The organism is Leclercia sp. 1548 (assembly GCF_050435045.1).
GTDB classification, from domain to species: Bacteria; Pseudomonadota; Gammaproteobacteria; order Enterobacterales; family Enterobacteriaceae; genus Enterobacter; species Enterobacter adecarboxylatus.
The window spans coordinates 243,024-266,049 of record NZ_JBNDJP010000005.1; the positions used below are offsets into that span (position 1 = coordinate 243,024).

At 54.3% G+C, this 23,026-nt stretch carries 30 protein-coding genes; 16 read left to right on the forward strand and 14 right to left on the reverse strand.

Features of this window, described 5'->3' with window-relative positions; translation table 11 throughout:
* Positions 1-65: 65 nt before the first annotated feature.
* Complete coding sequence (gene greA / locus ABIE02_RS15690) at positions 66-542, reverse strand: transcription elongation factor GreA (protein WP_032614436.1); 477 nt, start codon at positions 540-542, stop codon at positions 66-68.
* Between the two features lie 246 nt (positions 543-788).
* Between greA and dacB the strand changes: the two genes are divergently transcribed.
* Genes dacB through pmrB form a run of 3 tightly spaced genes read left to right on the forward strand, consistent with a single transcriptional unit; the run spans position 789 to position 3,927 of the window.
* On the forward strand, positions 789-2,222 hold the full coding sequence (gene dacB / locus ABIE02_RS15695) for a serine-type D-Ala-D-Ala carboxypeptidase (RefSeq protein WP_032614438.1): 1,434 nt from the start codon (positions 789-791) through the stop codon (positions 2,220-2,222).
* A 2-nt stretch (positions 2,223-2,224) separates the two neighbouring features.
* Positions 2,225-2,887, forward strand: a complete 663-nt coding sequence (gene pmrA, locus ABIE02_RS15700; protein WP_032614441.1) for a two-component system response regulator PmrA — start codon at positions 2,225-2,227, stop codon at positions 2,885-2,887.
* Positions 2,884-3,927 carry a two-component system sensor histidine kinase PmrB gene (gene pmrB, locus ABIE02_RS15705; protein WP_130588176.1) on the forward strand — a complete coding sequence of 348 codons (1,044 nt, stop codon included), beginning with the start codon at positions 2,884-2,886 and terminating at the stop codon, positions 3,925-3,927. Before pmrA ends, pmrB begins: the two co-directional genes overlap by 4 nt.
* A gap of 36 nt (positions 3,928-3,963) precedes the next feature.
* Here pmrB and cgtA read toward each other — a convergent pair whose 3' ends face one another.
* From cgtA to rplU, 4 genes are all read right to left on the reverse strand, one after another.
* Positions 3,964-5,139, reverse strand: coding sequence for an Obg family GTPase CgtA (gene cgtA, locus ABIE02_RS15710; protein WP_032614446.1), 1,176 nt, complete (start codon positions 5,137-5,139; stop codon positions 3,964-3,966).
* A gap of 15 nt (positions 5,140-5,154) precedes the next feature.
* A complete protein-coding gene (locus tag ABIE02_RS15715; RefSeq protein ID WP_032614449.1) occupies positions 5,155-6,120 on the reverse strand; it encodes a DMT family transporter in 966 nt (321 codons plus the stop codon).
* Between the two features lie 96 nt (positions 6,121-6,216).
* Positions 6,217-6,474, reverse strand: coding sequence for a 50S ribosomal protein L27 (rpmA, locus tag ABIE02_RS15720; RefSeq protein ID WP_007673187.1), 258 nt, complete (start codon positions 6,472-6,474; stop codon positions 6,217-6,219).
* A 19-nt stretch (positions 6,475-6,493) separates the two neighbouring features.
* Entirely contained in the window at positions 6,494-6,805 is a 312-nt protein-coding gene (gene rplU / locus ABIE02_RS15725) for a 50S ribosomal protein L21 (RefSeq protein WP_015960603.1), read from the reverse strand.
* 256 nt (positions 6,806-7,061) lie between these two features.
* Between rplU and ispB the strand changes: the two genes are divergently transcribed.
* The gene (ispB, locus tag ABIE02_RS15730) at positions 7,062-8,033 is read left to right on the forward strand and encodes an octaprenyl diphosphate synthase (protein WP_059307108.1); all 972 of its coding nucleotides are present in this window, start codon (positions 7,062-7,064) and stop codon (positions 8,031-8,033) included.
* 229 nt (positions 8,034-8,262) lie between these two features.
* Complete coding sequence (gene sfsB / locus ABIE02_RS15735) at positions 8,263-8,547, forward strand: DNA-binding transcriptional regulator SfsB (RefSeq protein ID WP_032614453.1); 285 nt, start codon at positions 8,263-8,265, stop codon at positions 8,545-8,547.
* A gap of 62 nt (positions 8,548-8,609) precedes the next feature.
* Here the strand turns inward: sfsB and murA are convergent, their stop codons facing one another.
* From murA to mlaF, 7 genes are all read right to left on the reverse strand, one after another.
* Positions 8,610-9,869, reverse strand: a complete 1,260-nt coding sequence (gene murA / locus ABIE02_RS15740) for a UDP-N-acetylglucosamine 1-carboxyvinyltransferase (protein WP_059307107.1) — start codon at positions 9,867-9,869, stop codon at positions 8,610-8,612.
* A 51-nt stretch (positions 9,870-9,920) separates the two neighbouring features.
* Positions 9,921-10,175, reverse strand: coding sequence for a BolA family iron metabolism protein IbaG (gene ibaG / locus ABIE02_RS15745; RefSeq protein ID WP_032614457.1), 255 nt, complete (start codon positions 10,173-10,175; stop codon positions 9,921-9,923).
* A gap of 126 nt (positions 10,176-10,301) precedes the next feature.
* Positions 10,302-10,595, reverse strand: a complete 294-nt coding sequence (mlaB, locus tag ABIE02_RS15750; RefSeq protein ID WP_032614460.1) for a lipid asymmetry maintenance protein MlaB — start codon at positions 10,593-10,595, stop codon at positions 10,302-10,304.
* Positions 10,592-11,230 (reverse strand): phospholipid-binding protein MlaC, encoded by a 639-nt coding sequence (gene mlaC, locus ABIE02_RS15755; RefSeq protein ID WP_032614462.1) that lies wholly within the window; start codon positions 11,228-11,230, stop codon positions 10,592-10,594. The genes mlaB and mlaC overlap by 4 nt, the downstream gene beginning before the upstream one ends.
* Before the next feature lie 3 nt (positions 11,231-11,233).
* On the reverse strand, positions 11,234-11,788 hold the full coding sequence (mlaD, locus tag ABIE02_RS15760; RefSeq protein WP_032614464.1) for an outer membrane lipid asymmetry maintenance protein MlaD: 555 nt from the start codon (positions 11,786-11,788) through the stop codon (positions 11,234-11,236).
* A gap of 4 nt (positions 11,789-11,792) precedes the next feature.
* Positions 11,793-12,575, reverse strand: a complete 783-nt coding sequence (mlaE, locus tag ABIE02_RS15765; RefSeq protein WP_032614466.1) for a lipid asymmetry maintenance ABC transporter permease subunit MlaE — start codon at positions 12,573-12,575, stop codon at positions 11,793-11,795.
* A 7-nt stretch (positions 12,576-12,582) separates the two neighbouring features.
* Positions 12,583-13,395 carry a phospholipid ABC transporter ATP-binding protein MlaF gene (mlaF, locus tag ABIE02_RS15770; RefSeq protein ID WP_032614468.1) on the reverse strand — a complete coding sequence of 271 codons (813 nt, stop codon included), beginning with the start codon at positions 13,393-13,395 and terminating at the stop codon, positions 12,583-12,585.
* A gap of 229 nt (positions 13,396-13,624) precedes the next feature.
* On the opposite strand from mlaF, the gene ABIE02_RS15775 reads away from it, so the two are divergent.
* The 11 genes from ABIE02_RS15775 (at position 13,625) to npr (ending at position 21,565) form a co-directional block, all read left to right on the forward strand.
* On the forward strand, positions 13,625-14,602 hold the full coding sequence (locus tag ABIE02_RS15775; protein ID WP_032614470.1) for a calcium/sodium antiporter: 978 nt from the start codon (positions 13,625-13,627) through the stop codon (positions 14,600-14,602).
* A 13-nt stretch (positions 14,603-14,615) separates the two neighbouring features.
* The gene (gene kdsD, locus ABIE02_RS15780; RefSeq protein WP_144838499.1) at positions 14,616-15,602 is read left to right on the forward strand and encodes an arabinose-5-phosphate isomerase KdsD; all 987 of its coding nucleotides are present in this window, start codon (positions 14,616-14,618) and stop codon (positions 15,600-15,602) included.
* 14 nt (positions 15,603-15,616) lie between these two features.
* Entirely contained in the window at positions 15,617-16,183 is a 567-nt protein-coding gene (gene kdsC, locus ABIE02_RS15785) for a 3-deoxy-manno-octulosonate-8-phosphatase KdsC (RefSeq protein WP_032614474.1), read from the forward strand.
* Positions 16,180-16,755 carry an LPS export ABC transporter periplasmic protein LptC gene (gene lptC / locus ABIE02_RS15790; RefSeq protein WP_032614475.1) on the forward strand — a complete coding sequence of 192 codons (576 nt, stop codon included), beginning with the start codon at positions 16,180-16,182 and terminating at the stop codon, positions 16,753-16,755. Before kdsC ends, lptC begins: the two co-directional genes overlap by 4 nt.
* Complete coding sequence (lptA, locus tag ABIE02_RS15795; RefSeq protein WP_032614476.1) at positions 16,724-17,299, forward strand: lipopolysaccharide ABC transporter substrate-binding protein LptA; 576 nt, start codon at positions 16,724-16,726, stop codon at positions 17,297-17,299. Before lptC ends, lptA begins: the two co-directional genes overlap by 32 nt.
* 6 nt (positions 17,300-17,305) lie before the next feature.
* Positions 17,306-18,031, forward strand: coding sequence for an LPS export ABC transporter ATP-binding protein (gene lptB, locus ABIE02_RS15800; RefSeq protein WP_032614478.1), 726 nt, complete (start codon positions 17,306-17,308; stop codon positions 18,029-18,031).
* Between the two features lie 47 nt (positions 18,032-18,078).
* Positions 18,079-19,512, forward strand: a complete 1,434-nt coding sequence (gene rpoN / locus ABIE02_RS15805; RefSeq protein WP_032614481.1) for an RNA polymerase factor sigma-54 — start codon at positions 18,079-18,081, stop codon at positions 19,510-19,512.
* 22 nt (positions 19,513-19,534) lie between these two features.
* Positions 19,535-19,822, forward strand: coding sequence for a ribosome hibernation promoting factor (gene hpf / locus ABIE02_RS15810; protein WP_032614483.1), 288 nt, complete (start codon positions 19,535-19,537; stop codon positions 19,820-19,822).
* A gap of 82 nt (positions 19,823-19,904) precedes the next feature.
* Positions 19,905-20,396: a PTS IIA-like nitrogen regulatory protein PtsN gene (gene ptsN / locus ABIE02_RS15815; RefSeq protein ID WP_032614485.1), complete on the forward strand. Its 492-nt coding sequence runs from the start codon at positions 19,905-19,907 to the stop codon at positions 20,394-20,396.
* 45 nt (positions 20,397-20,441) lie between these two features.
* Positions 20,442-21,296, forward strand: a complete 855-nt coding sequence (gene rapZ, locus ABIE02_RS15820; RefSeq protein ID WP_032614487.1) for an RNase adapter RapZ — start codon at positions 20,442-20,444, stop codon at positions 21,294-21,296.
* Complete coding sequence (gene npr / locus ABIE02_RS15825; RefSeq protein ID WP_032614489.1) at positions 21,293-21,565, forward strand: PTS phosphocarrier protein NPr; 273 nt, start codon at positions 21,293-21,295, stop codon at positions 21,563-21,565. The genes rapZ and npr overlap by 4 nt, the downstream gene beginning before the upstream one ends.
* Here npr and mtgA read toward each other — a convergent pair.
* Both mtgA and elbB read right to left on the reverse strand, forming a co-directional pair.
* On the reverse strand, positions 21,562-22,287 hold the full coding sequence (gene mtgA, locus ABIE02_RS15830) for a monofunctional biosynthetic peptidoglycan transglycosylase (RefSeq protein WP_155167431.1): 726 nt from the start codon (positions 22,285-22,287) through the stop codon (positions 21,562-21,564). The two genes, npr and mtgA, sit on opposite strands and share 4 nt — an antisense overlap.
* The gene (gene elbB, locus ABIE02_RS15835; protein WP_151586562.1) at positions 22,284-22,937 is read right to left on the reverse strand and encodes an isoprenoid biosynthesis glyoxalase ElbB; all 654 of its coding nucleotides are present in this window, start codon (positions 22,935-22,937) and stop codon (positions 22,284-22,286) included. The genes mtgA and elbB overlap by 4 nt, the downstream gene beginning before the upstream one ends.
* Positions 22,938-23,026: the final 89 nt, after the last annotated feature.

The window sequence follows — 23,026 nt, forward strand, 5'->3', positions numbered from 1 at the left end:
AAAAGGCCGCTATGCGGCCTTTTTCCTATCTTTACAATGTATCAACATCTGGCGGGAGAAGCGAATTACAGGTAATCAACCTTGATAATTTCGAACTCCACTTCCCCACCCGGGGTGCGGATGGTGACCACATCGTCCTGCTCTTTGCCAATCAGACCGCGGGCAATCGGCGAGTTTACTGAGATCAAATTCTGCTTAAAATCTGCCTCATCATCACCCACGATGCGGTAAGAAACTTCTTCATCGTTATCCAGATTGATCACGGTAACGGTGGAACCAAAAATGACACGCCCGTTGTTTGGCATTTTGGTGATATCAATCACCTGCGCATTCGACAGCTTGGCTTCGATATCTTTGATACGCCCTTCGCAGAAACCCTGCTGCTCACGCGCTGCGTGATACTCGGCATTCTCTTTCAAATCGCCATGCTCACGCGCATCCGCAATGGCCGCAATGATTTCAGGGCGGCGAACAGATTTCAGAAAATCCAGCTCTTCACGCAGTTTTTCAGCCCCACGTAAGGTCATCGGAATAGCTTGCATTTGTTATACCTCTTTGACATTCCTGTTGGGTACGGGGAACCGACCCGACGACTGGCCCCGCAGGCATCACAGCCTGACACAGGTCAGAAGCAAAAGAAAACTGACCCGGAAACAAAGTTCCAGGTCAGCAGCAATTTTTCAATTTGATACGTATTTTAACGCGAAGTTCAGTATGGGTCATCGTTTACTTTACAGGGCGTTGGGTCGTAGTATGGCGGTTTGTTTCCGGGTTGTTAGCGCGAGATTATGCGATTTTCCAGATTTATCATCGGATTGACCACCACTATTGCGTTCACTGTCCAGGCAGCGAACGTTGACGAGTATATCAATCAGCTGCCCGATGGCGCCAATCTCGCCCTGATGGTGCAGAAGGTCGGTGCCCAGGCCCCTGAGATTGATTACCACAGCCAGCAGATGGCCCTGCCCGCCAGTACGCAAAAAGTGATTACGGGGCTGGCTGCCCTGCTGCAGTTGGGGCCTGACTTTCGCTTTACCACCACGCTTGAGAGCAAAGGCAACGTCGAAGATGGCGTGTTGAAAGGCGATCTTATCGCCCGTTTTGGCGGGGATCCCACATTTAAGCGTCAGGATATTCGCAACATGGTCGCCGTGCTGAAGAAGTCTGGCGTACAGCGCATTGAAGGGAATGTGCTTATCGATACGTCCATCTTTGCCAGCCATGATAAAGCCCCCGGCTGGCCGTGGAACGACATGACCCAATGCTTTAGCGCGCCGCCTGCAGCCGCGATTGTTGATCGCAATTGCTTCTCCGTCTCGTTGTACAGCGCGCCAAAAGCCAATGATTTAGCCTTTATCCGGGTGGCGTCCTACTATCCGGTTAATATGTTCAGCCAGGTACGTACCCTGGCGAAAGGGTCGCCGGAAGCGCAATACTGCGAACTGGATGTGGTTCCAGGCGATCTCAACCGCTATACGCTGACCGGTTGCCTGACGCAACGCGCCGATCCGCTGCCGCTGGCCTTCGCTATCCAGGATGGCGCTGGTTATGCCGGGGCGATCCTGAAGGACGAACTGAAGCAGGCCAAAATCACCTACAGCGGCACGCTGTTACGCCAGACACAAAGCAACGAGCCGGGTACCGTGATTGCCAGTAAGCAATCGGCACCACTGCACGATCTGCTGAAGATCATGCTGAAAAAATCCGACAACATGATCGCTGACACCGTGTTTCGCATGATTGGCCATGCCCGCTTCGGCGTACCAGGCACCTGGCGTGCCGGTTCTGATGCGGTCAGGCAGATCCTCCGTCAGCAGGCCGGTATTGATCTGGGGAATACCATCGCGGTCGATGGCTCCGGTCTTTCGCGGCATAACCTTATCTCCCCTGCTACTATGATGCAGGTCCTTCAGTACATTGCTCAGCATGACACTGAACTAAACTTTATCTCGATGTTGCCGCTCGCCGGTTATGACGGTTCCCTGCAATACCGGGCCGGTCTGCACGCCGCGGGTGTCGATGGCAAAGTCTCCGCGAAGACTGGCTCGCTACAGGGGGTTTATAACCTTGCCGGCTTTATTACCACGGCCAGCGGGCAGCGGATGGCATTTGTACAGTATCTTTCAGGCTACGCGGTTGAACCTGCAGACCAACGCAATCGCCGTATTCCGCTGGTGCGCTTTGAGAGCCGGCTTTACAAGGATATTTACCAGAATAACTAGCGATGAAATTACTCATTGTCGAAGACGATCTGTTGCTGCAGGAAGGGCTGGCTATGGCGCTCACTGCCGAGGGCTATACGCTCGATTGCGCGGGTACTGCCGCCGAGGCTGATGGCCTTATCCAGAGCGGCGAGTACAGCCTGGTGATCCTCGATCTTGGCCTGCCGGATAAAGATGGAGCTACCCTGCTCAGCCAGTGGCGTCGTCGCGGGGTGAACAATCCAGTGCTGATCCTGACGGCGCGCGATGCGCTGGTAGACAGGATCAACGGCCTGGACTCCGGCGCCGACGACTATCTGGTAAAACCCTTTGCCCTGGGGGAACTGCAGGCTCGGGCCAGAGCTTTGATCCGGCGTTATCAGGGACACAGTGATAACCTGCTCAGTGACGGCGATCTGACGTTGAATTTGCAGACACAGCAGGTGTTACAGCAGTCCCGGCCGGTTGAAGTGACGCCGAAAGAGTTCGCCCTGCTGACACGCCTGATCATGCGTACCGGCCAGACGGTTCACCGAGAAACCCTTCAGCAGGATATCTACTCCTGGCAGGACGATCCCGGCTCAAACACGCTGGAGGTCCATATCCATAACCTGCGCCGTAAGCTGGGTAGAGACCGAATCAAAACCGTGCGCGGCGTGGGCTATCGTCTTGAGAGCCAAAAATGAACAGCATGCGCCGTCGTCTGATGGTGCTGTTGGCCGTTATTCTGCTGTTCTGTCAGCTGGTCAGCGTCATCTGGCTCTGGCATGAAAGCCGGGAGCAAATTAGCTTCCTGGTCAGCGAGACGCTTTCCGCCAAAGCGCGCAACCAGCATGTAGAGAAAGAGATCCGAGAGGCGATAGCCTCGTTGCTGGTGCCTTCGCTGGTAATGGTCGGTTTCACGCTGCTGTTCTCCTTCTGGGCCGTCACCTGGATCACCCGTCCCCTCAATCAGCTCCGCGCCAGCCTGGCAAACCGCTCTGCCGACAATCTCACCCCCCTGCCGATGTATTCTGACATGGAAGAGATTGGCGCCGTCACGACCTCTCTGAACCAGCTTCTTGCCCGGCTGGATCAAACCATTAAGCAGGAGCGCCTGTTCACTGCTGATGCCGCACACGAGCTGCGTACGCCTCTGGCAGGCATACGCCTTCACCTTGAGCTGATGGCGCAGTCAGGCTCGCCTCAGGCGACGACGCTGATTGCCCGTATCGACCAGCTGATGCATACCGTTGAGCAACTTCTGATGCTGGCCCGCGCGAGCCAGGCTCTGGCCAGCGGGCATTACGACACGGTGAACTGGCGGGATAACATCTTTGCACCGCTGGCGCTGGAGAATGAAACCAAAGATCACACCCTGATCTGGCCGCTGACGGGCTCCTTGAGCGTCCAGGGCGATGCAACATTATTACGTCTGATGCTGCGCAATTTGCTGGAAAACGCGGTGCGTTACAGCCCGGCGGGGACAACCATTGAAGTCAGAATGCAGGAAGTGGATGATGGCACGCTGGTGAGCGTTTGCGATCAGGGCCCTGGCATTGATGAGGCCCATCGCCAGTCCATTACCGAGCCGTTTCGCCGTATCGATCAACGCTACGGTGGCAGTGGGCTGGGGTTAAGCATCGTGCAACGTATCGTGCAGCTCCACCGCGGCAAACTGACGCTGGAAAACCGTCCCGAAGGTGGGCTGACGGTCGGCTGCTGGATACCGACAAAATTGAACTAAAAAAAAGCCCCCTTCATAAGGGGGCCATTGACGGTCTTAACGCTTGTAGATGAATTCGACGCCTTCTTCGTCGTCTTCGTCCCAGTCGTCATCCCAGTCTTCATCGTCTTCTTCAACCACCTGCTCTTCAAGCTGCTGACGGTGGTAGTCATCCCACATGAATTCGACTTTTTCAGGCTGCTTCGCTTCTTCTGCCTGAGTCACCGGGTTCTCGATGATAAAGGTCATCACGTCCCAGCACAGATCTTTCACGCCCATCTGGCTTGCAGCGGAGATGAGATAGTATTTATCTTCCCATCCCATCGCTTCGGCGATAGCTTTCGCTTTGGCTTCGGCTTCTGCTTTGTCCATCAGGTCGATCTTGTTGAAGACCAGCCAGCGTGGCTTCTCAGCCAGCTTCTCGCTGTATTTTTCCAGCTCGCCAACAATGATGCGGGCGTTTTCCACCGGATCGGAACCGTCGATTGGATCGATATCGATGAGGTGCAGCAGAACGCGACAGCGCTCAAGGTGTTTCAGGAAGCGAATCCCCAAACCAGCCCCTTCTGCAGCGCCTTCGATCAGGCCCGGGATATCCGCAACAACGAAGCTCTTCTCGGTATCCATACGCACCACGCCCAGGCTTGGTACCAGGGTGGTAAACGGATAGTCAGCCACTTTCGGCTTGGCCGCAGAGACCGCACGGATGAAGGTGGATTTACCGGCATTTGGCATCCCCAGCATCCCGACGTCTGCCAGCAGCATCAGCTCAAGCTGCAGATCGCGCTTGTCACCCGGTGTACCCATCGTTTTTTGACGCGGGGAACGGTTGACGGAGGATTTGAAGCGGGTGTTGCCCAGACCGTGCCAGCCGCCTTTTGCCACCATCAGGCGCTGACCGTGTTTGGTCATATCACCCATGGTTTCACCCGTACCCTGGTCGATAACGCGCGTCCCGACTGGCACTTTCACGCTGACATCTTTGCCGCGCTTACCGGTACAGTCACGGCTCTGGCCGTTCTGGCCACGCTCTGCGCGGAAAGCTTTTTCGAAACGGTAGTCGATCAGGGTGTTAAGGTTTTCGTCGGCTTCAAGCCATACGTCACCGCCGTCACCGCCGTCGCCGCCATCAGGGCCGCCACGCGGAATGTATTTTTCACGGCGGAAGCTTACGCAACCATTACCGCCATCACCTGCCACGACCAGGATCGTTGCTTCATCAACAAACTTCATTTTACTCTCCATAAATCATTCGCCTGAGCGGGGGACAACTACAACCGCTTCACTTTTGCGCCAACGTCCCCAAAGACGATGACCAATGGCGGAATACATCGCGCCCGCAACCACGACAAACGCACCGAGATAAGCCAACAGGTTTAACATCGGTTTGACGAAGAAATCGGGCCAGGCCATTGATAATAAATCTGAAAATAACAGCGTAAACAGCGGGGTAAGCGTAATCAGTGCGCTCACCTGTGCTGCCTGCCAGCGCGCCATCGCTTCTGCCAGCGCGCCATAACCTACTAACGTGTTCAGACCACAAAAGATCAGACACGCCAACTGCCAGTCGCTTAACTGGGTAATAACTCCCGGTTTCGCCAGCGGCAGCAGTGCAATAGTACATAAAGTGTACAGCAAAAACAGGATCTGCTGTGACGCCAGACGGCGTAATAACACCTTTTGCGCGACGCCGTAACTCACCCACACCGCCGCGGCACCCACGCCGAAAATCACACCCCAGGTGTAATCCGTCAGCCGGGTAAAGATCTCTATCAGGCTGGTATTGAAGAACAACACCAGACCGCAGAGCAGCATTATTGCCCCAATCACCTGCGTGCCGCGCATTTTCTCTTTGAGAATAACGACACTGGCGATCATCATGCCAACCGGTGACAGCTGGCCAATAACTTGCGAGGCGGTAGGGCTAAGATACTGCAGGGAAGAGCTGAACAAGATGAAGTTACCGAACAGACCGCCTGTCGCAATCGCCAGCACAATAAGCCAGCGCGGCTTGCGGAAGATGCGCATCGGCGGCAGCTTACCCTTGATTGCCAGGATAGCCCCCAGACCAATACCGGCCATCAGAAAGCGGTAGAACACCACCGTGGGTGGCTCCATCACTTCCAGCACCTGCTTCATTGCAATGGGCAATGCTCCCCAGCACATCGCTGTGATAAGTGCCAGGAGAATACCAATGCCGGCCTGCTGCTTCATGCCCGTTTTCCCTACAGAAAAAATTACCGGGTTTCCAATGTAAAAAGCCCCGCAACACGTTGCGGGGCTTTAATCCGTTACCGGACCGAGAAAACCTTACTCAGCAACAATGCTGATGTATTTACGGTTGTTCGGGCCTTTAACTTCAAATTTCACTTTACCGTCTGCTTTAGCAAACAGAGTGTGGTCACGACCGCAACCTACGTTGTTACCAGCGTGGAATTTGGTGCCACGCTGACGAACGATGATGCTACCCGCCAGAACAGTTTCGCCACCGAAACGCTTAACGCCAAGGCGTTTAGCTTCTGAATCGCGACCGTTACGTGTGGAGCCGCCAGCCTTTTTATGTGCCATTTAAATCTCTCCTCAGGTCTTAGGCGCTGATGCCAGTAATTTTCACATCAGTGAACCACTGACGGTGGCCCTGCTGCTTACGGTAGTGTTTACGACGACGAAACTTAACGATTTTAACTTTCTCGCCACGACCATGAGCAACAACTTCAGCTTTGATAACGCCGCCATCAACGAAAGGAACGCCGATTTTGACTTCTTCACCGTTTGCGATCATCAGAACTTCAGCGAACTCAACAGCTTCGCCAGTTGCGATGTCCAGCTTTTCCAGGCGAACGGTCTGACCTTCGCTTACTCGGTGTTGTTTACCACCACTTTGGAAAACCGCGTACATATAAACTCCGCTTCCGCGCACATCCTCGTGTGATTCAGAGTGCGCTATAAATATTCACAATAGGGCGCGAATATTACGCAAAACGCGAGCCTTTGACAAGTGCTACCGTCAATACATGAAGAAAAAAAACACAACACGTACGGTAACGTTTATCTGGGGCGTTTTTTCAGTACAATCAGCGCTACTATTGATAAACCGAACCCTACGTTAACCCATTTGAAATGTGGAAAACAGGACTATAAGCCCGGCTTTTGCGATGAATTTAGAAAAAATCAATGAGTTAACCGCGCAAGATATGGCGGGTGTGAATGCAGCGATCCTGGAACAGCTCGACTCTGACGTTTCCCTAATCAATCAGTTGGGTTACTACATCGTCAGCGGTGGGGGCAAACGCATCCGTCCGATGATCGCAGTACTGGCCGCTCGCGCGGTAGGTTATGAGGGTAATGCGCACGTCACGATCGCGGCGCTGATCGAATTTATCCATACCGCCACGTTGCTGCATGATGACGTTGTGGATGAGTCGGATATGCGTCGTGGTAAAGCCACTGCCAACGCGGCGTTTGGCAATGCTGCCAGCGTGCTGGTAGGTGATTTTATCTATACACGCGCCTTCCAGATGATGACCAGCCTGGGCTCGCTGAAGGTGCTCGAAGTGATGTCCAAAGCGGTGAACGTGATCGCGGAAGGTGAAGTTCTGCAGCTGATGAACGTCAACGACCCGGACATCACCGAAGAGAACTACATGCGGGTGATCTACAGCAAAACGGCGCGTCTGTTTGAGGCGGCGGCCCAGTGCTCCGGCATTCTTGCTGGCTGCAGTGAGGAACAGGAACGTGGCCTGCAGGATTACGGGCGCTATCTCGGCACCGCCTTCCAGCTGATCGACGACCTGCTCGATTACAGCGCCGATGGCGAAACGCTGGGCAAAAATGTCGGTGACGATCTCAATGAGGGCAAACCGACGCTCCCGCTGCTGCATGCCATGCGTAATGGCACTCCTGAACAGGCGAGCCTCATCCGTGAAGCCATCGAGCAAGGAAACGGCCGACATCTTCTGGAACCTGTACTGGAAGCAATGGCGAACTGTGGTTCCCTGGAATGGACGCGTCAGCGTGCCGAGGAAGAAGCCGATAAAGCCATAGCCGCACTTCAGGTCATCCCTGACAGCCCATGGCGAGATGCCCTGATTGGTCTCGCGCATATTGCTGTTCAGCGCGATCGATAACGGCCAGGGGAACTCTCTTTTTTCTGACAAGAGAGTTCCTGTAAGCTCCAAATATTATCCATAACATTGCTAAAGAATCCGCTTACAGGCCGCATGATTAAAGCCCTGGCAAAATCTGAATGTTGCTTCCAGTAACGCGAACTTTTTAGAACCGCTGTTCGAAGAAGGTATAGTAACTACGTCATTTAATGGAAATGACGGGAATGTACCAGAACAGAGGGATCGCTGAATGGATAAGAAGTTTATCGACTGGCACTCGGCCGATATCATTGCCGCGCTGCGTAAAAAGGGAACATCACTGGCGGCGGAATCCCGTCGTAATGGTCTGAGTTCATCCACCCTGGCAAACGCGCTGACGCGCCCCTGGCCGAAGGGAGAACTGATCATTGCCACGGCATTAGGTACCGATCCCTGGGTCATTTGGCCATCACGCTATCATGACCCGATAACCCATGAGTTTGTCGACAGAACGCGCATGATGCGCCAGAGAAGACAACAAAAAGAGCGCCAATAATGACGCTCCTTTAAACGGGATAGCAACCCCCCAGTCGACATGGCAGGGGGCTGCCTTAACGATTACTCGCCTTTCACACGCTCAATATTTGCACCCAGCGCGCGCAGTTTATCTTCGATGCGTTCATAGCCGCGATCGATGTGATAAATACGGTCTACCAGCGTTGTACCTTCCGCAATACAGCCCGCCAGCACCAGGCTCGCAGACGCACGCAGATCCGTTGCCATTACCTGCGCACCGGACAGTTTTTCTACGCCATGGCAGATCACCGTGTTGCTTTCGATCTCCGCATGCCCACCCATACGGATCAGTTCCGGTACGTGCATAAAACGGTTTTCGAAGATGGTTTCGGTAATGAAGCCCGTCCCTTCTGCCACCAGGTTCAGCAGGGTGAACTGCGCCTGCATATCGGTCGGGAATGCCGGGTGCGGAGCAGTACGTACGTTCACGGCCTTAGGACGCTTACCGTGCATATCGAGGCTGATCCAGTCTTCTCCGGTTTCGATATCTGCACCGGCATCACGCAGCTTAGCCAGGACCGCATCCAGCGTATCGGGCTGTGCGTTACGGCAGACGATCTTACCGCCGGAAATAGCCGCGGCCACCAGGAAGGTCCCGGTTTCGATACGGTCGGGCAGAACGCGATACACACCGCCACCCAGGCGTTCAACGCCTTCGATGGTGATACGGTCGGTACCCTGGCCGGTGATCTTCGCCCCAAGCGTATTCAGGAAGTTCGCCGTGTCCACGATCTCCGGCTCGCGCGCGGCGTTCTCGATGATGGTGGTGCCTTCTGCCAGCGTAGCCGCAGACATGATGGTGACAGTGGCGCCAACGCTCACCTTATCCATCACGATATGCGCGCCCTGCAGGCGACCATTAACGGAGGCTTTGACGTAGCCCTCTTCCAGTTTGATTTCAGCGCCCAGCTTCTCGAGGCCAAAAATATGCAGATCGACCGGACGCGCACCAATGGCGCAGCCGCCCGGCAGTGAAACCTGACCCTGACCAAAACGAGCCACCAGCGGACCCAGCGCCCAAATAGAGGCACGCATGGTTTTCACCAGGTCATACGGCGCGGAGAAGTTATTCACGTTGCTGGCGTCGATCCACACGGATCCGTTACGCTCAACCTTGGTACCCAGCTGGCCAAGCAGCTTCATGGTGGTATCAATGTCTTTCAGTTTCGGGACGTTCTGGATCTCTACCGGCTCTTCCGCAAGCAGTGCGGCGAAGAGGATCGGCAGCGCGGCGTTTTTGGCGCCGGAAATTGTGACTTCGCCCTGGAGACGCGTAGGCCCCTGAACACGAAATTTGTCCATGATTTACTCTCTGTATGAATTCAACCGTGCTGCGGGCAAATCACCCTCAGCTCAAAAACCGTTTAGTTTGCGATCGCGTGCCCACTCAGTTGGGGTGAACGCCTTGATCGACAGGGCATGGATGCGATTATCCGCGATATATTCCATCAGCGGCGCATAAACAGCCTGCTGTTTTTTCACGCGGCTCATGCCGTCAAAGATTTCTCCCACAGCAATAACCTGAAAGTGGCTGCCGTCGCCGGAGACGTGGGCTTCCTGGAGGGCAAGTGCGTTCATCAGCACGGTCTGGATTTCATGATTTTCCATGGGATCTATATCATCTGGTAGTGAAAACAAGCCCAACATCTTAGAGCAAAGTGGCGCGGTCTTAAACAAGCAAAAAGCCCCGACGATGAAACAGTCGGGGCTTTTGATAGTAACGTACTGAAAAAATTAACGCGGCAATACGTCTTCCGGCAAATTATAGAGCTGGGCCAGGGTGATAACGTTATCGCTAACGCCCGAGAGCCTCACCTGCTTGCCCTGCCCTTTGCCTGTTGCAACCAGATGAACCAGCAGCGCAACGCCAGCCGTATCCACGCGGGAAATGCCGCCGAGGTCGATACAGGAAACGCCCTGCATGGCTTCATGACGTGCATCCCACAGAGAATTCAGATAATCCTGATCCAGCTCGCCAGTGAGTAATAACGTCTCACCCTCACGGGACCAGCTGAGCTGCGACATCATTTTTTGCTCTCATCCAGGGTAATTTTCTGACGTGAGATGCTGTTCAGCTGTGCAGTCAGGCCATCAATGCCCTTGGTACGCAGCAGGTCGCTCCACTCGTTCTGCTTGGTGGTGATCATGCTGACGCCTTCAGCAATCATGTCGTACGCCTGCCAGTTACCGCTCTGGCTGTTTTTACGCCACTGGAAATCCAGACGCACTGGCGGACGACCATTCGGATCGACGATGGTCACGCGAATAGGCAGGATGGTGGCAGAGCCAAGCGGCTGTTCCGGCGCAATCTGGTAGGTCTGACCGTGGTACATCGCCAGCGCCTGACCGTAGGCCTGCTTCAGGTACTCACGGAACGCAGCAAAGTAGGCTTCACGCTGCGCGGGTGATGCGTCTTTATAGTAACGTCCCAGCACCAGTGCCCCGGCATATTTTACCTGAACATAGGGCAGCAGCTCCTGATCAACGATATCGCGCAGGTAGTCGGGATTGGAACGAATTTTCGGCTGCTCGTTTTTAAGGCGATCGAAGGTTTTCTTAGCCGCCTCATTCATCTGTTGATAGGGATTGCTCTGATCGGCTGCGTTAGCGGCAGTCAAAGGGGCAATCATCAGCATGGCAACCATTAACAGTCGTTTAATCATGAATTACTTCTCCTGAGATGAATTCGTCGTGCCAACAGGCGGCGTAATGTCACTCTGCGCAGGTGTCTGAGCAGCTTGATTCTCGTCACCCCCTTTACTGTTGTAAAGGAACTGACCAATCATGTCTTCCAGCACCATGGCTGACTTCGTATCCTGAATCACGCCACCGTCTTTAAGGATAGTCGTTCCCAGTTCCGGGTCTTCAAAACCGACGTTCAGCGCCAGGTATTGTTCCCCTAACAGGCCAGAAGTGCGGATAGACAACGAGCTGGTATCCGGGATGTGGTTGTAGCGCTCTTCAATATCCAGCGCAACGCGCGGCAGATAGGTTTTCTCGTCGAGGGTGATATCGGCAACACGCCCTACCACTACCCCGCCAATACGCACCGGAGAACGGCTTTTCAGGCCGCCAATATTATCGAAGGTGGCATAAATACGGTATGTCGGCTCGGTGCGGATTGTGGTGACATCCGCCACTTTGAAGCTCAAAAACAGTGCGGCCAGCAGCGCCAGCAAAACAAATATACCTACCCAAATTTCTACTTTTTTCGTTTGCATGAACTCATTTCCCAAACATCAGTGCGGTGAGCACAAAATCCAGAGCCAGTATGGCCAGCGACGAATGAACAACAGTGCGGGTGGTGGCCCGGCTGATACCGGCAGACGTCGGGATGGCATCGTAGCCATTGAACAGCGCTATCCAGGTGATCGTCACGGCAAATACCGCGCTTTTTATCAGGCAGTTAACCAGGTCCAGACGCCAGTCAACCGCACTTTGCATCGCTGACCAGAAGAAACCGGCATCGATCCCTTTCCATTGCACACCAACCATCGAACCGCCCCAGATCCCGACGGCAACAAAGAGGATAGTCAGCAATGGCAGAGAGATCATGCCCGCCCAGAAACGCGGCGAGATCACCCGACGCAGCGGATCCACGGCCATCATCTCCATACTGGAGAGCTGCTCGGTGGCGCGCATCAGGCCGATTTCCGCCGTCAGCGCCGAACCGGCACGCCCTGCGAACAGCAGCGCAGCAACCACCGGCCCCAGCTCACGCAGCAGGGAGAGCGCCACCAGCATACCGAGGCTGGTCTCCGCGCTATAGGTGGTGAGGACAAGATACCCTTGCAGCCCCAGCACCATCCCGATGAAGACGCCGGAAACGATGATAATGAGCATCGACAGCACGCCGACATTATATAGCTGGCGAACCAGCAGAGGGGCATGTTTGCGGAATTCCGGTTTCCCGACCAGCGCATTGAATAACATCAACCCGGCACGCCCGAACGTCCTGATGGTTTTTATGCCACGGTGTCCGAGAGCGGCCAACGCATTTAACAGCATGAGTGGCTTAACTCCCTATTCCCAATAAATCTTTATGATAATCGCCGGCCGGATAACGGAACGGCACGGGGCCATCGGCAATGCCGTCGAGGAACTGACGGACACGCGCATCGCTGTTGCTCTGCAAGGATTGTGCGCTACCGTGCGCCACAATTTTTTTATCCGCCACGATATAGGCGTAATCGGCAATGCTCAGCACTTCGGGTACGTCGTGAGTCACCACGATACAGGTCACACCCAGCGCGCTGTTCAATTCAGAGATCAGTTTGACCAGCACACCCATAGTGATGGGATCCTGACCGACGAACGGCTCATCGAACATGATCAGATCCGGTTCCAGCGCGATCGCACGCGCCAGCGCCGCACGGCGGGCCATACCGCCAGAGAGTTCGGAAGGCATCAGTTTGGCTGCGCCACGCAGGCCGACGGCTTCGAGCTTCATCATGACCGTGCTTTTCAACAGTTCTGGCGGCAGATGAGTATGCTCGCGCAGCGGATAAGCGACATTATCAAAGACGTTCATGTCAGTAAAAAGTGCCCCGGACTGAAAAAGCATGCTCATGCGTTTACGTACGGTATAGAGGCGCGAGCGGGACATCGCCGGGATATTTTCGCCGTCAAAGAGGATCTCGCCCTGGCTCGGCGGGATCTGCCCACCAATCAGACGCAGTAACGTCGTTTTACCAATGCCGGAAGGCCCCATGATGGCGGTAATTTTACCGCGAGGCACGGTGAGAGAGATGTTGTCAAAAATGACCCGGCTACTGCGCGTGAAGCTGACGCCGCGGACATCGACTATATTCGCCCCATTCAGGCTCATGTACATTTCCTTTCTGTTGCCGGTTCAGGATCGGCTTGATGCCTGATTTTGGCGCAAAACCAACATTTTTACAGAATATTATCTCTGCGACTAAGCGAAAGCTGGCATTTGTTTTACTTTTACAACGCATAAAGTCAAAATTAGGAACACGTTACGTCTACAGACAGTATGCAGCGGCAGAGATTTTTTCTCGGTGGACCGGCGAGTATACCTGAAGAAAGGACTTTTGATGCTTCTTGCAACGGCACTGTTAATAATTGGTTTACTTTTGGTGGTCTACAGTGCCGACCGTCTGGTGTTTTCCGCATCAATTCTGTGTCGTTTATTTGGCGTTCCCCCCCTGATTATTGGGATGACGGTGGTCAGCGTTGGCACCTCTCTGCCAGAGATCATCGTCTCTGTCGCCGCCTCGATGCACGATCAGGTCGATCTCGCCGTGGGCACGGCCATTGGCTCCAACATCGTTAATATCCTGCTCATCCTGGGGCTTGCCGCGCTGCTGCATCCATTTCGCGTGCATTCTGATGTTCTGCGGCGCGAATTGCCGCTAATGTTAATTGTCAGTTTGCTGGCCGGTTATGTGTTATATGACGGGCAGTTAACCCTCAGCGATGGCATTTTCTTACTGGCGCTGGCGGTCATCTGGTTGTTTTACATTGTTAAGCTGGCCCGGGCGGCAGAAAAGCAGGGCAATGACTCCCTGACCCGCGAGCAGGTAGCAGAGCTACCGCGTGAGGGGAACTTACCCGTTGCGCTACTCTGGCTGGGTGTGGCGCTTATTATCATGCCAATGGCGACGCAGATGATCGTGGATAACGCCACGGTGCTGGCCAATTACTTCGCCATGAGCGAGCTCACCATTGGCCTGACGGTGATTGCCATTGGCACCAGTCTGCCTGAGCTGGCCACGGCGATTGCCGGTGCGCGTAAAGGCGAAGATGACATGGCGATTGGCAATATTATCGGTTCCAATATTTTCAATATTGCTATCGTGCTGGGCCTGCCGGCCCTAATCGCCCCTGGCGCGTTTAATCCGCTCGCGTTCAGCCGCGATTATGGCGTGATGGTGTTAGTCAGCGCCATCTTCGCCCTGCTCTGCTGGCGGCGTAAAAGGCAGATTGGTCAGGGCGTTGGTGCGCTGCTGACGGTGGGATTTGTCGTATGGATGGCGATGCTGTACTGGCTCTCGCCGCTTCTCTCTGGGTAAACGGAAACGCATTATGTCGCAAATAGAATTGCAGCCGGGTTTTGACTTTCAGAAAGCAGGAAAAGAAGTTCTGGAGATAGAACGTGAAGGTCTGGCGCAGTTAGATCAATACATTAATCAGGATTTTAGCCTCGCGTGTGAGAAAATTTTCCACTGCACCGGCAAAGTCGTGGTGATGGGAATGGGTAAATCCGGCCACATTGGCCGTAAAATGGCGGCCACCTTCGCCAGTACCGGCACCACTGCTTTTTTCGTTCATCCCGGAGAAGCAGCGCACGGTGACCTGGGAATGGTGTCGGCACAGGATATTGTCATCGCCTTATCGAATTCTGGCGAATCGAATGAAATCCTGGCGCTGATCCCGGTATTGAAGCGGCTTCACGTTCCCCTCATCTGTATTACCAGCCGCCCTGAGAGTAGCATGGCGCGCGCCGCGGATATCCATCTGTGCGTCAAAGTGCCAAAAGAGGCGTGCCCGTTGGGTCTGGCCCCGACTTCCAGTACCACCGCTGCGCTGGTGATGGGTGATGCGCTGGCTGTCGCCCTGCTCGAAGCCCGCGGTTTTACCGCCGAAGACTTCGCCCTTTCCCATCCGGGTGGTGCGCTGGGACGTAAATTGCTGCTGCGGGCGAATGACATCATGCACACCGGGGATGAAATTCCGCACGTCAGCAAAGACGCCTCTTTGCGCGATGCGCTGCTGGAGATTACCCGTAAAAATCTCGGCATGACTGTCATCTGCAACGACCAGATGACGATCGAAGGAATCTTTACCGACGGCGACCTACGCCGCGTCTTTGATATGGGAGTCGATGTCCGTAAGTTGGGTATCGCCGATGTGATGACGGCCGGAGGGATCCGGGTGCGTCCCGGTACACTGGCTGTCGAAGTGTTAAACCTGATGCAGTCCCGCCATATCACCTCCGTTATGGTTGCCGATGGCGACCAGTTGCTGGGTGTGATACATATGCATGATCTGCTGCGCGCAGGCGTAGTGTAATGAAGGATAAGACAATGAGTAATACGGGTGCATCCCTTGCAACCTGTTATGGCCCGGTCAGTGCGCAGATGATGTCGCAGGCCGAAAACATTCGCCTGCTGATCCTGGATGTGGATGGCGTGCTCTCTGATGGCCTGATTTATATGGGCAACAATGGTGAAGAGCTGAAGGCCTTTAATGTCCGTGATGGCTATGGCATTCGCTGTGCGCTCACTTCTGGCATAGAAGTTGCCATTATCACCGGGCGTAAGGCTAAACTAGTAGAAGATCGCTGCGAAACGCTGGGCATCACCCATCTCTATCAGGGACAATCCGATAAGATGGTCGCTTTCAGGGACTTACTTGGTAAACTTGCCATCGCCCCGGAAAATGTCGCCTATGTCGGAGATGATCTCATTGACTGGCCAGTGATGGCGGAAGTGGGCCTGAGCGTCGCCGTGGCCGATGCCCATCCACTTTTGATCCCGCGCGCTGACTACGTCACCCGTATCAACGGTGGCCGCGGCGCAGTGAGAGAAGTCTGCGACCTGCTGCTGCTGGCGCAAGGTAAGCTTGATGAGGCCAAAGGGCAATCGATATGAGTAAAACCAGACGTTGGGTTATTATTCTGCTTTCGCTGGTAGCACTGGTACTGATTGGCGTGAATCTCGCTGACAAGGACGACGAACAAGCGCCGACGGTCAATACTAACGATCCAACATACAAAAGCGATCACAGCGATACCGTGGTGTACAGCCCGGAAGGGGCGCTGAATTACCGCCTTATCGCTCAACATGTTGAGTATTTTTCCGAACAGGGCGTCTCATGGTTTACCCAACCGGTGATGACCACGTTTGATACCAATAAAGTTCCAACATGGTCGATTAAATCAGACCGGGCAAAACTGACGAATGACCGTATGCTTTATCTGTATGGTCATGTTGAGGTGAATGCGCTGACCGCAGACGCACAGCTGCGCAAAATCACAACCGATAACGCACAGATTAACCTTGTGACTCAGGATGTAACGTCGCAGGATCTGGTTACGTTATACGGCACCACATTTAATTCCAGCGGTCTGAGAATGCGCGGGAACTTACGCAGCAAGAACGCAGAGCTGATTGAAAAGGTTAGAACCTCCTATGAAATTCCAAGCAAACAAACTCAGCCTTAATGTTGTTATTGCCAGCGCGCTGCTGGCCGTCAGCGTGCCTGCGCTTGCTGTGACGGGTGATACCGAGCAGCCGATTCATATCGAATCCGATACGCAGTCGCTCGATATGCAGGGCAATGTAGTGACCTTTACCGGCAATGTTGTGGTGACTCAGGGCACTATCAAAATCAACGCCGATAAGGTGGTGGTAACACGTCCTGGCGGGGAAGACGGTAAAGAGATTATCGATGGCTACGGCAACCCGGCCACCTTCTACCAGATGCAGGACAACGGCAAGCCGGTGAAAGGCCACGCTTCCCAGATGCACTACGAGCTGGCGAAAGACTTTGTGGTGCTGACCGGGAATGCGTACCTGGAGCAGCTCGACAGCAACATCAAGGGCGACAAGATCACCTATCTGGTGAAAGAACAAAAAATGCAGGCCTTCAGTGAAAAAGGCAAACGCGTGACGACCGTCCTGGTCCCATCGCAGCTGCAGGACAAAAACAGCACTCAGGCTCCGGCACAGAACCCTCAGGCCCCGGCACAGAAAAAGAGTAACTAATTCGTTATGGCAACATTAACTGCAAAGAATCTCGCCAAAGCCTACAAGGGCCGTCGCGTAGTGGAAGATGTCAGTTTGACCGTCAACTCCGGCGAAATTGTCGGCCTGTTGGGTCCTAACGGTGCAGGTAAAACCACCACCTTTTATATGGTGGTAGGGATTGTGCCGCGTGATGCGGGTAACATCATTATTGATGACGAAGACATCAGCCTGCTGCCCCTCCACGCGCGTGCGCGTCGCGGTATCGGCTACCTGCCGCAGGAAGCCTCGATCTTCCGTCGTCTGAGCGTCTTCGACAACCTGATGGCGGTACTGCAGATTCGTGACGATTTGACCTCTGAGCAGCGTCAGGATCGCGCCAACGAGCTGATGGAAGAGTTCCATATCGAACATCTGCGCGACAGCATGGGCCAGGCGCTCTCCGGTGGTGAACGCCGCCGTGTGGAAATTGCCCGCGCGCTGGCCGCTAACCCAAAATTCATTCTGCTCGATGAGCCTTTTGCGGGCGTTGACCCGATTTCGGTTATCGACATTAAACGGATTATTGAGCATCTGCGCGACAGTGGTCTGGGCGTACTGATCACCGACCACAACGTTCGTGAGACGCTGGCAGTCTGTGAACGTGCTTACATCGTCAGCCAGGGCCATCTTATCGCCCACGGTACACCGCAGCAGATCCTCGAAGACGATCATGTTAAGCGCGTGTATCTTGGGGAAGACTTCAGACTCTGATAGGGTAGAAGTTCAGTCTCGCCTAAACGGAGAAAAATGCTCTGAACATGAAGCAAGGTTTGCAATTAAGGCTCAGCCAACAGCTGGCAATGACGCCGCAGTTACAACAGGCCATTCGTCTGTTGCAGCTGTCGACGCTAGAACTTCAGCAGGAGCTTCAGCAAGCGCTGGACAGTAATCCCCTGCTTGAGCAAACCGATCTTCACGACGAGGTAGAAACCCAGCAAACGCAGGATAACGAAACGCTCGACAGCGTCGACGCGCTGGAGCAAAAAGAGATGCCTGACGAGCTTCCTCTTGATGCCAGCTGGGATGAGATCTACACCGCCGGTACGCCATCCGGTACGCGCGCCGATTACCAGGATGATGAGTTACCGGTGTATCAGGGCGAAACCACCCAGTCCCTCCAGGATTACCTGATGTGGCAGGTGGAGCTAACACCGTTTTCCGATACCGATCGCGCCATTGCCACCTCCATTGTCGATGCCGTCGATGAGACCGGCTATTTAACCGTGCCGCTGGACGACATTCTGGAAAGCATCGGTGATGATGAGATCGATCTTGAAGAGGTCGAAGCGGTCCTGAAGCGCGTGCAGCGTTTTGATCCGATTGGCGTTGCGGCACGTGATTTACGTGACTGCCTGCTGATTCAGCTTTCGCAGTTCGTCAAAGAGACGCCGTGGCTGGAAGAGGCTCGTCTGATCGTCAGCGAGCATCTGGATCTGCTGGCCAACCACGACTTCCGCTCGTTGATGCGCGTGACGCGATTGAAAGAAGAGATCCTGAAAGAGGCGGTCAATCTTATTCAGTCGTTGGATCCGCGTCCGGGGCAATCCATCCAGACAAGCGAGCCTGAGTACGTTATTCCCGATGTACTGGTACGCAAGCATAACGGCCTGTGGACCGTGGAGCTGAATTCCGACAGCATCCCGCGCCTGCAAATTAATCAGCAATACGCCTCGATGTGCACCAGTTCGCGCAACGACTCGGATAACCAATTTATCCGCAGCAACCTGCAGGAGGCGCGCTGGCTGATCAAAAGCCTCGAGAGCCGCAATGATACGCTGCTACGCGTGAGCCGCTGCATCGTAGAGCAACAGCAGGCCTTCTTTGAACAAGGTGAAGAATTTATGAAACCGATGGTGCTGGCGGATATCGCCCAGGCCGTCGAGATGCATGAATCAACGATTTCCCGCGTGACGACGCAGAAGTATCTGCACAGCCCGCGCGGTATTTTTGAGCTTAAGTATTTTTTCTCCAGCCATGTCAATACCGAAGGCGGTGGCGAAGCTTCTTCTACAGCCATCCGGGCGCTGGTGAAAAAATTGATCGCCGCGGAAAACCCCGCGAAACCACTGAGCGACAGTAAGTTAACCACCATGCTGTCCGATCAAGGTATCATGGTGGCACGCCGTACTGTTGCGAAGTATCGAGAGTCTTTATCCATTCCGCCGTCCAACCAGCGTAAACAACTGGTCTGACACAACCGATAAGGAAGACACTATGCAGCTCAACATCACTGGACACAACGTCGAAATTACTGAGGCCCTGCGCGATTTTGTGAACACTAAGTTCGCCAAGCTTGAGCAGTATTTCGAGAGGATCAACCAGGTCTACATTGTGTTAAAAGTGGAGAAAGTGACGCATATCTCGGATGCGACCTTGCACGTTAACGGAGGCGAAATTCATGCCAGTGCGGAAGGACAAGACATGTACGCGGCTATCGACGGCTTGATTGACAAGCTGGCACGACAGCTAAACAAACATAAAGACAAACTGAAACAACACTAATTGTCCGGGCAGTTAACGGGTGCAGGTTGGCCTGTTGTGAAACACAACGGGCCCTTTGTACAGTTAGCGCTTAGGTGAAATTATGATGAATAACGATTCAACTCTACAACTGAGCAGTGTCCTTAATCAGGAATGTACCCGCAGTGCCGTCCACTGCCAGAGCAAAAAACGTGCGCTGGAGATCATCAGTGAACTGGCTGCAAAACAGCTGAGCCTGCCGCCGCAAGTGGTGTTTGAAGCGATCCTGACCCGTGAAAAAATGGGCAGTACCGGCATCGGCAACGGCATCGCCATTCCCCATGGCAAACTTGAAGAGGATACGCTGCGCGCTGTAGGCGTGTTTGTTCAGCTGGAAACACCTATCGCCTTTGATGCCATTGATAACCAGCCTGTCGATTTGCTGTTTGCCCTGCTGGTGCCAGCCGATCAGACCAAAACACATTTGCACACCCTCTCGCTGGTGGCCAAACGTCTGGCGGATAAAACCATCTGTCGCCGTTTGCGCGCGGCACAGAGCGATGAGGAGCTTTATCAAATCATTACGGAAACGGAAGGCAGTCAGGATGATGCGTAATCGGGTGATGGCTTTGACATCTGTAGTCCTGAGGAGAAACGGTACATGGTGCTGATGATCGTCAGCGGTCGTTCGGGATCCGGCAAATCGGTTGCCCTGCGTGCGCTGGAAGATATGGGCTTTTACTGCGTGGATAACCTGCCGGTGGTGCTGCTGCCTGAGCTGGCGAGATCGCTGGCGGATCGACAGATCTCCGCCGCGGTCAGCATCGACGTGCGTAACATGCCTGAATCGCCGGAGATCTTTGAGCAGGCGATGAGCAATTTGCCAGAGGCGTTTTCACCTCAGTTGCTGTTCCTTGATGCCGATCGCAATACACTGATCCGTCGCTATAGTGATACCCGCCGTCTGCATCCGCTCTCCAGCAAAAATCTGTCGCTGGAAAGTGCCATCGACCAGGAAAGCGATCTGCTGGAGCCGCTGCGCTCTCGTGCCGATCTGATCGTTGATACCTCTGAAATGTCCGTGCATGAGCTGGCGGAGATGCTGCGTACCCGTCTGCTGGGCAAACGCGAGCGTGAGCTGACGATGGTGTTTGAATCCTTCGGCTTTAAGCATGGTATTCCTATCGATGCAGACTATGTGTTTGACGTGCGTTTCCTGCCGAACCCGCACTGGGATCCGAAGCTGCGTCCAATGACCGGCCTCGATAAACCTGTTGCCGCGTTCCTTGACAGGCATACGGAAGTCCACAACTTTATCTATCAGACGCGCAGCTACCTTGAACTCTGGTTGCCGATGCTGGAAACAAACAATCGCAGCTATTTGACGGTGGCGATTGGCTGTACCGGGGGCAAACACCGTTCGGTCTATATTGCTGAGCAACTGGCTGACTATTTCCGCTCGCGCGGCAAAAATGTGCAGTCCCGTCATCGTACGCTGGAAAAACGTAAAACATGACCGTAAAGCAGACCGTTGAGATCACCAATAAGCTGGGCATGCATGCACGCCCGGCGATGAAGTTATTTGAACTGATGCAGGGGTTTGACGCGGAAGTTCTGCTGCGTAATGACGAAGGCACTGAAGCCGAAGCCAATAGCGTGATTGCGCTGCTGATGCTGGACTCCGCCAAGGGCCGACAGATCGAAATCGAAGCGACCGGCCCACAGGAAGTCGAGGCGCTGGCGGCGGTGATTGCATTGTTCAACGCCGGGTTTGATGAAGATTAATGCAGCTTATGGGCCTGCATAAACCATTCCCCGCCCAGTTGACGCATCTGGCGCAGGATCCACGCCTGACGGCTGCGAACATAGCCTGAAGGCGCACTGGCCTTAAAGCGAATGGGGTTCGGTAACACGGCGGCCAGCAGCGCGGCCTCTGATGCTGACAGTCGGCTCGCAGGTTTATGGAAATAGCGCTGGGCAGCGGCTTCAACACCAAACACCCCTTCGCCAAACTCTGCGATATTCAGGTACACCGTCAGGATGCGTTTTTTACTCCACACCGTTTCGATCCCCAGCGTCAGCCCGGCTTCAAACCCTTTTCTCATCCAGCTACGTCCGTCCCACAAAAACAGGTTTTTCGCCGTCTGCTGAGAAAGCGTCGATGCGCCGCGAATACGGCTCTCATTGCGCTCGTTATGCGCTAACGCCTTCTCTATCGCCCCAACGTCGAATCCCCAGTGGTCCGGGAATTTCTGATCTTCAGCAGCAATAACGGCCAGTCCCATCCACGGCGAGATCTCATCCATGCTCACCCAGTCAGAGTGGGCAACGTAGCTGAAATCCCCTCGCAGCCAGCTCCCCAGCTGACGTTCAATCATCACTGCGGAAAACGGCACCGGCACGAAGCTGAACAGGGTGATACCGCCGCCCCAGAAGACCGCCAGCACCAGCAGAACGCGGATGACGATCCGTCTTACCCAGCCACATCGGGGACGCTTCAATCTCATTCAGCCAGCACCAGCACACGGGTAACCAGCTTCTCGATACCGGTCGCGGCTTCCGCAATGTTCTGCGCCAGCATGTACGCAGGGGTAGTCACGATCCTGTTATCTTCGTCGACCACGATATCGTCCACCGGGCAAGGGATGTGCTCGCCGCCCATATCCTCAATGGCCTCGGCAGTATCAATGTCAGTGCCGATGGTCAGACGCAGCGGGATATCGAAGATGGCGGGCAGCATAGCCGGAGCGATACAGATAAAGCCCAAGGGTTTACCGGCCTCATGCATCTGCAGCGCCAGGGTTTTTAAATCGCTCTCTACCTGGCAGGCGCTGCCTTCATGGGCAAAATTGCTCAGGTTTTTTGCGGCACCAAAACCGCCCGGTACAATCAGCGCATCCAGTTCGGCGGCACGCGCTTCACTGAGTGGGCGGATCTGGCCGCGTGCAATTCGCGCCGCCTCAATCAGGACATTTCGGCTTTCCGCCAGCGGCTCACCGGTAAGGTGATTAATGACATCAGACTGGGCTTTGTCCGGGGCGAAACAGACCGCTTCTGCGCCGTTGCGCGTCAGCGCCAGCAGCGTCAGAACCGCTTCATGAATTTCAGAACCATCGTAAACCCCGCAACCGCTCAGTACCACGCCAACCTTTTTCATCCTGCGATCCCTCTCGAAAAATGTTACATGCACATTAAAAATTCTGATTAAAATGGTGTGCTTCACACATTTAACTGATTCATGTAACA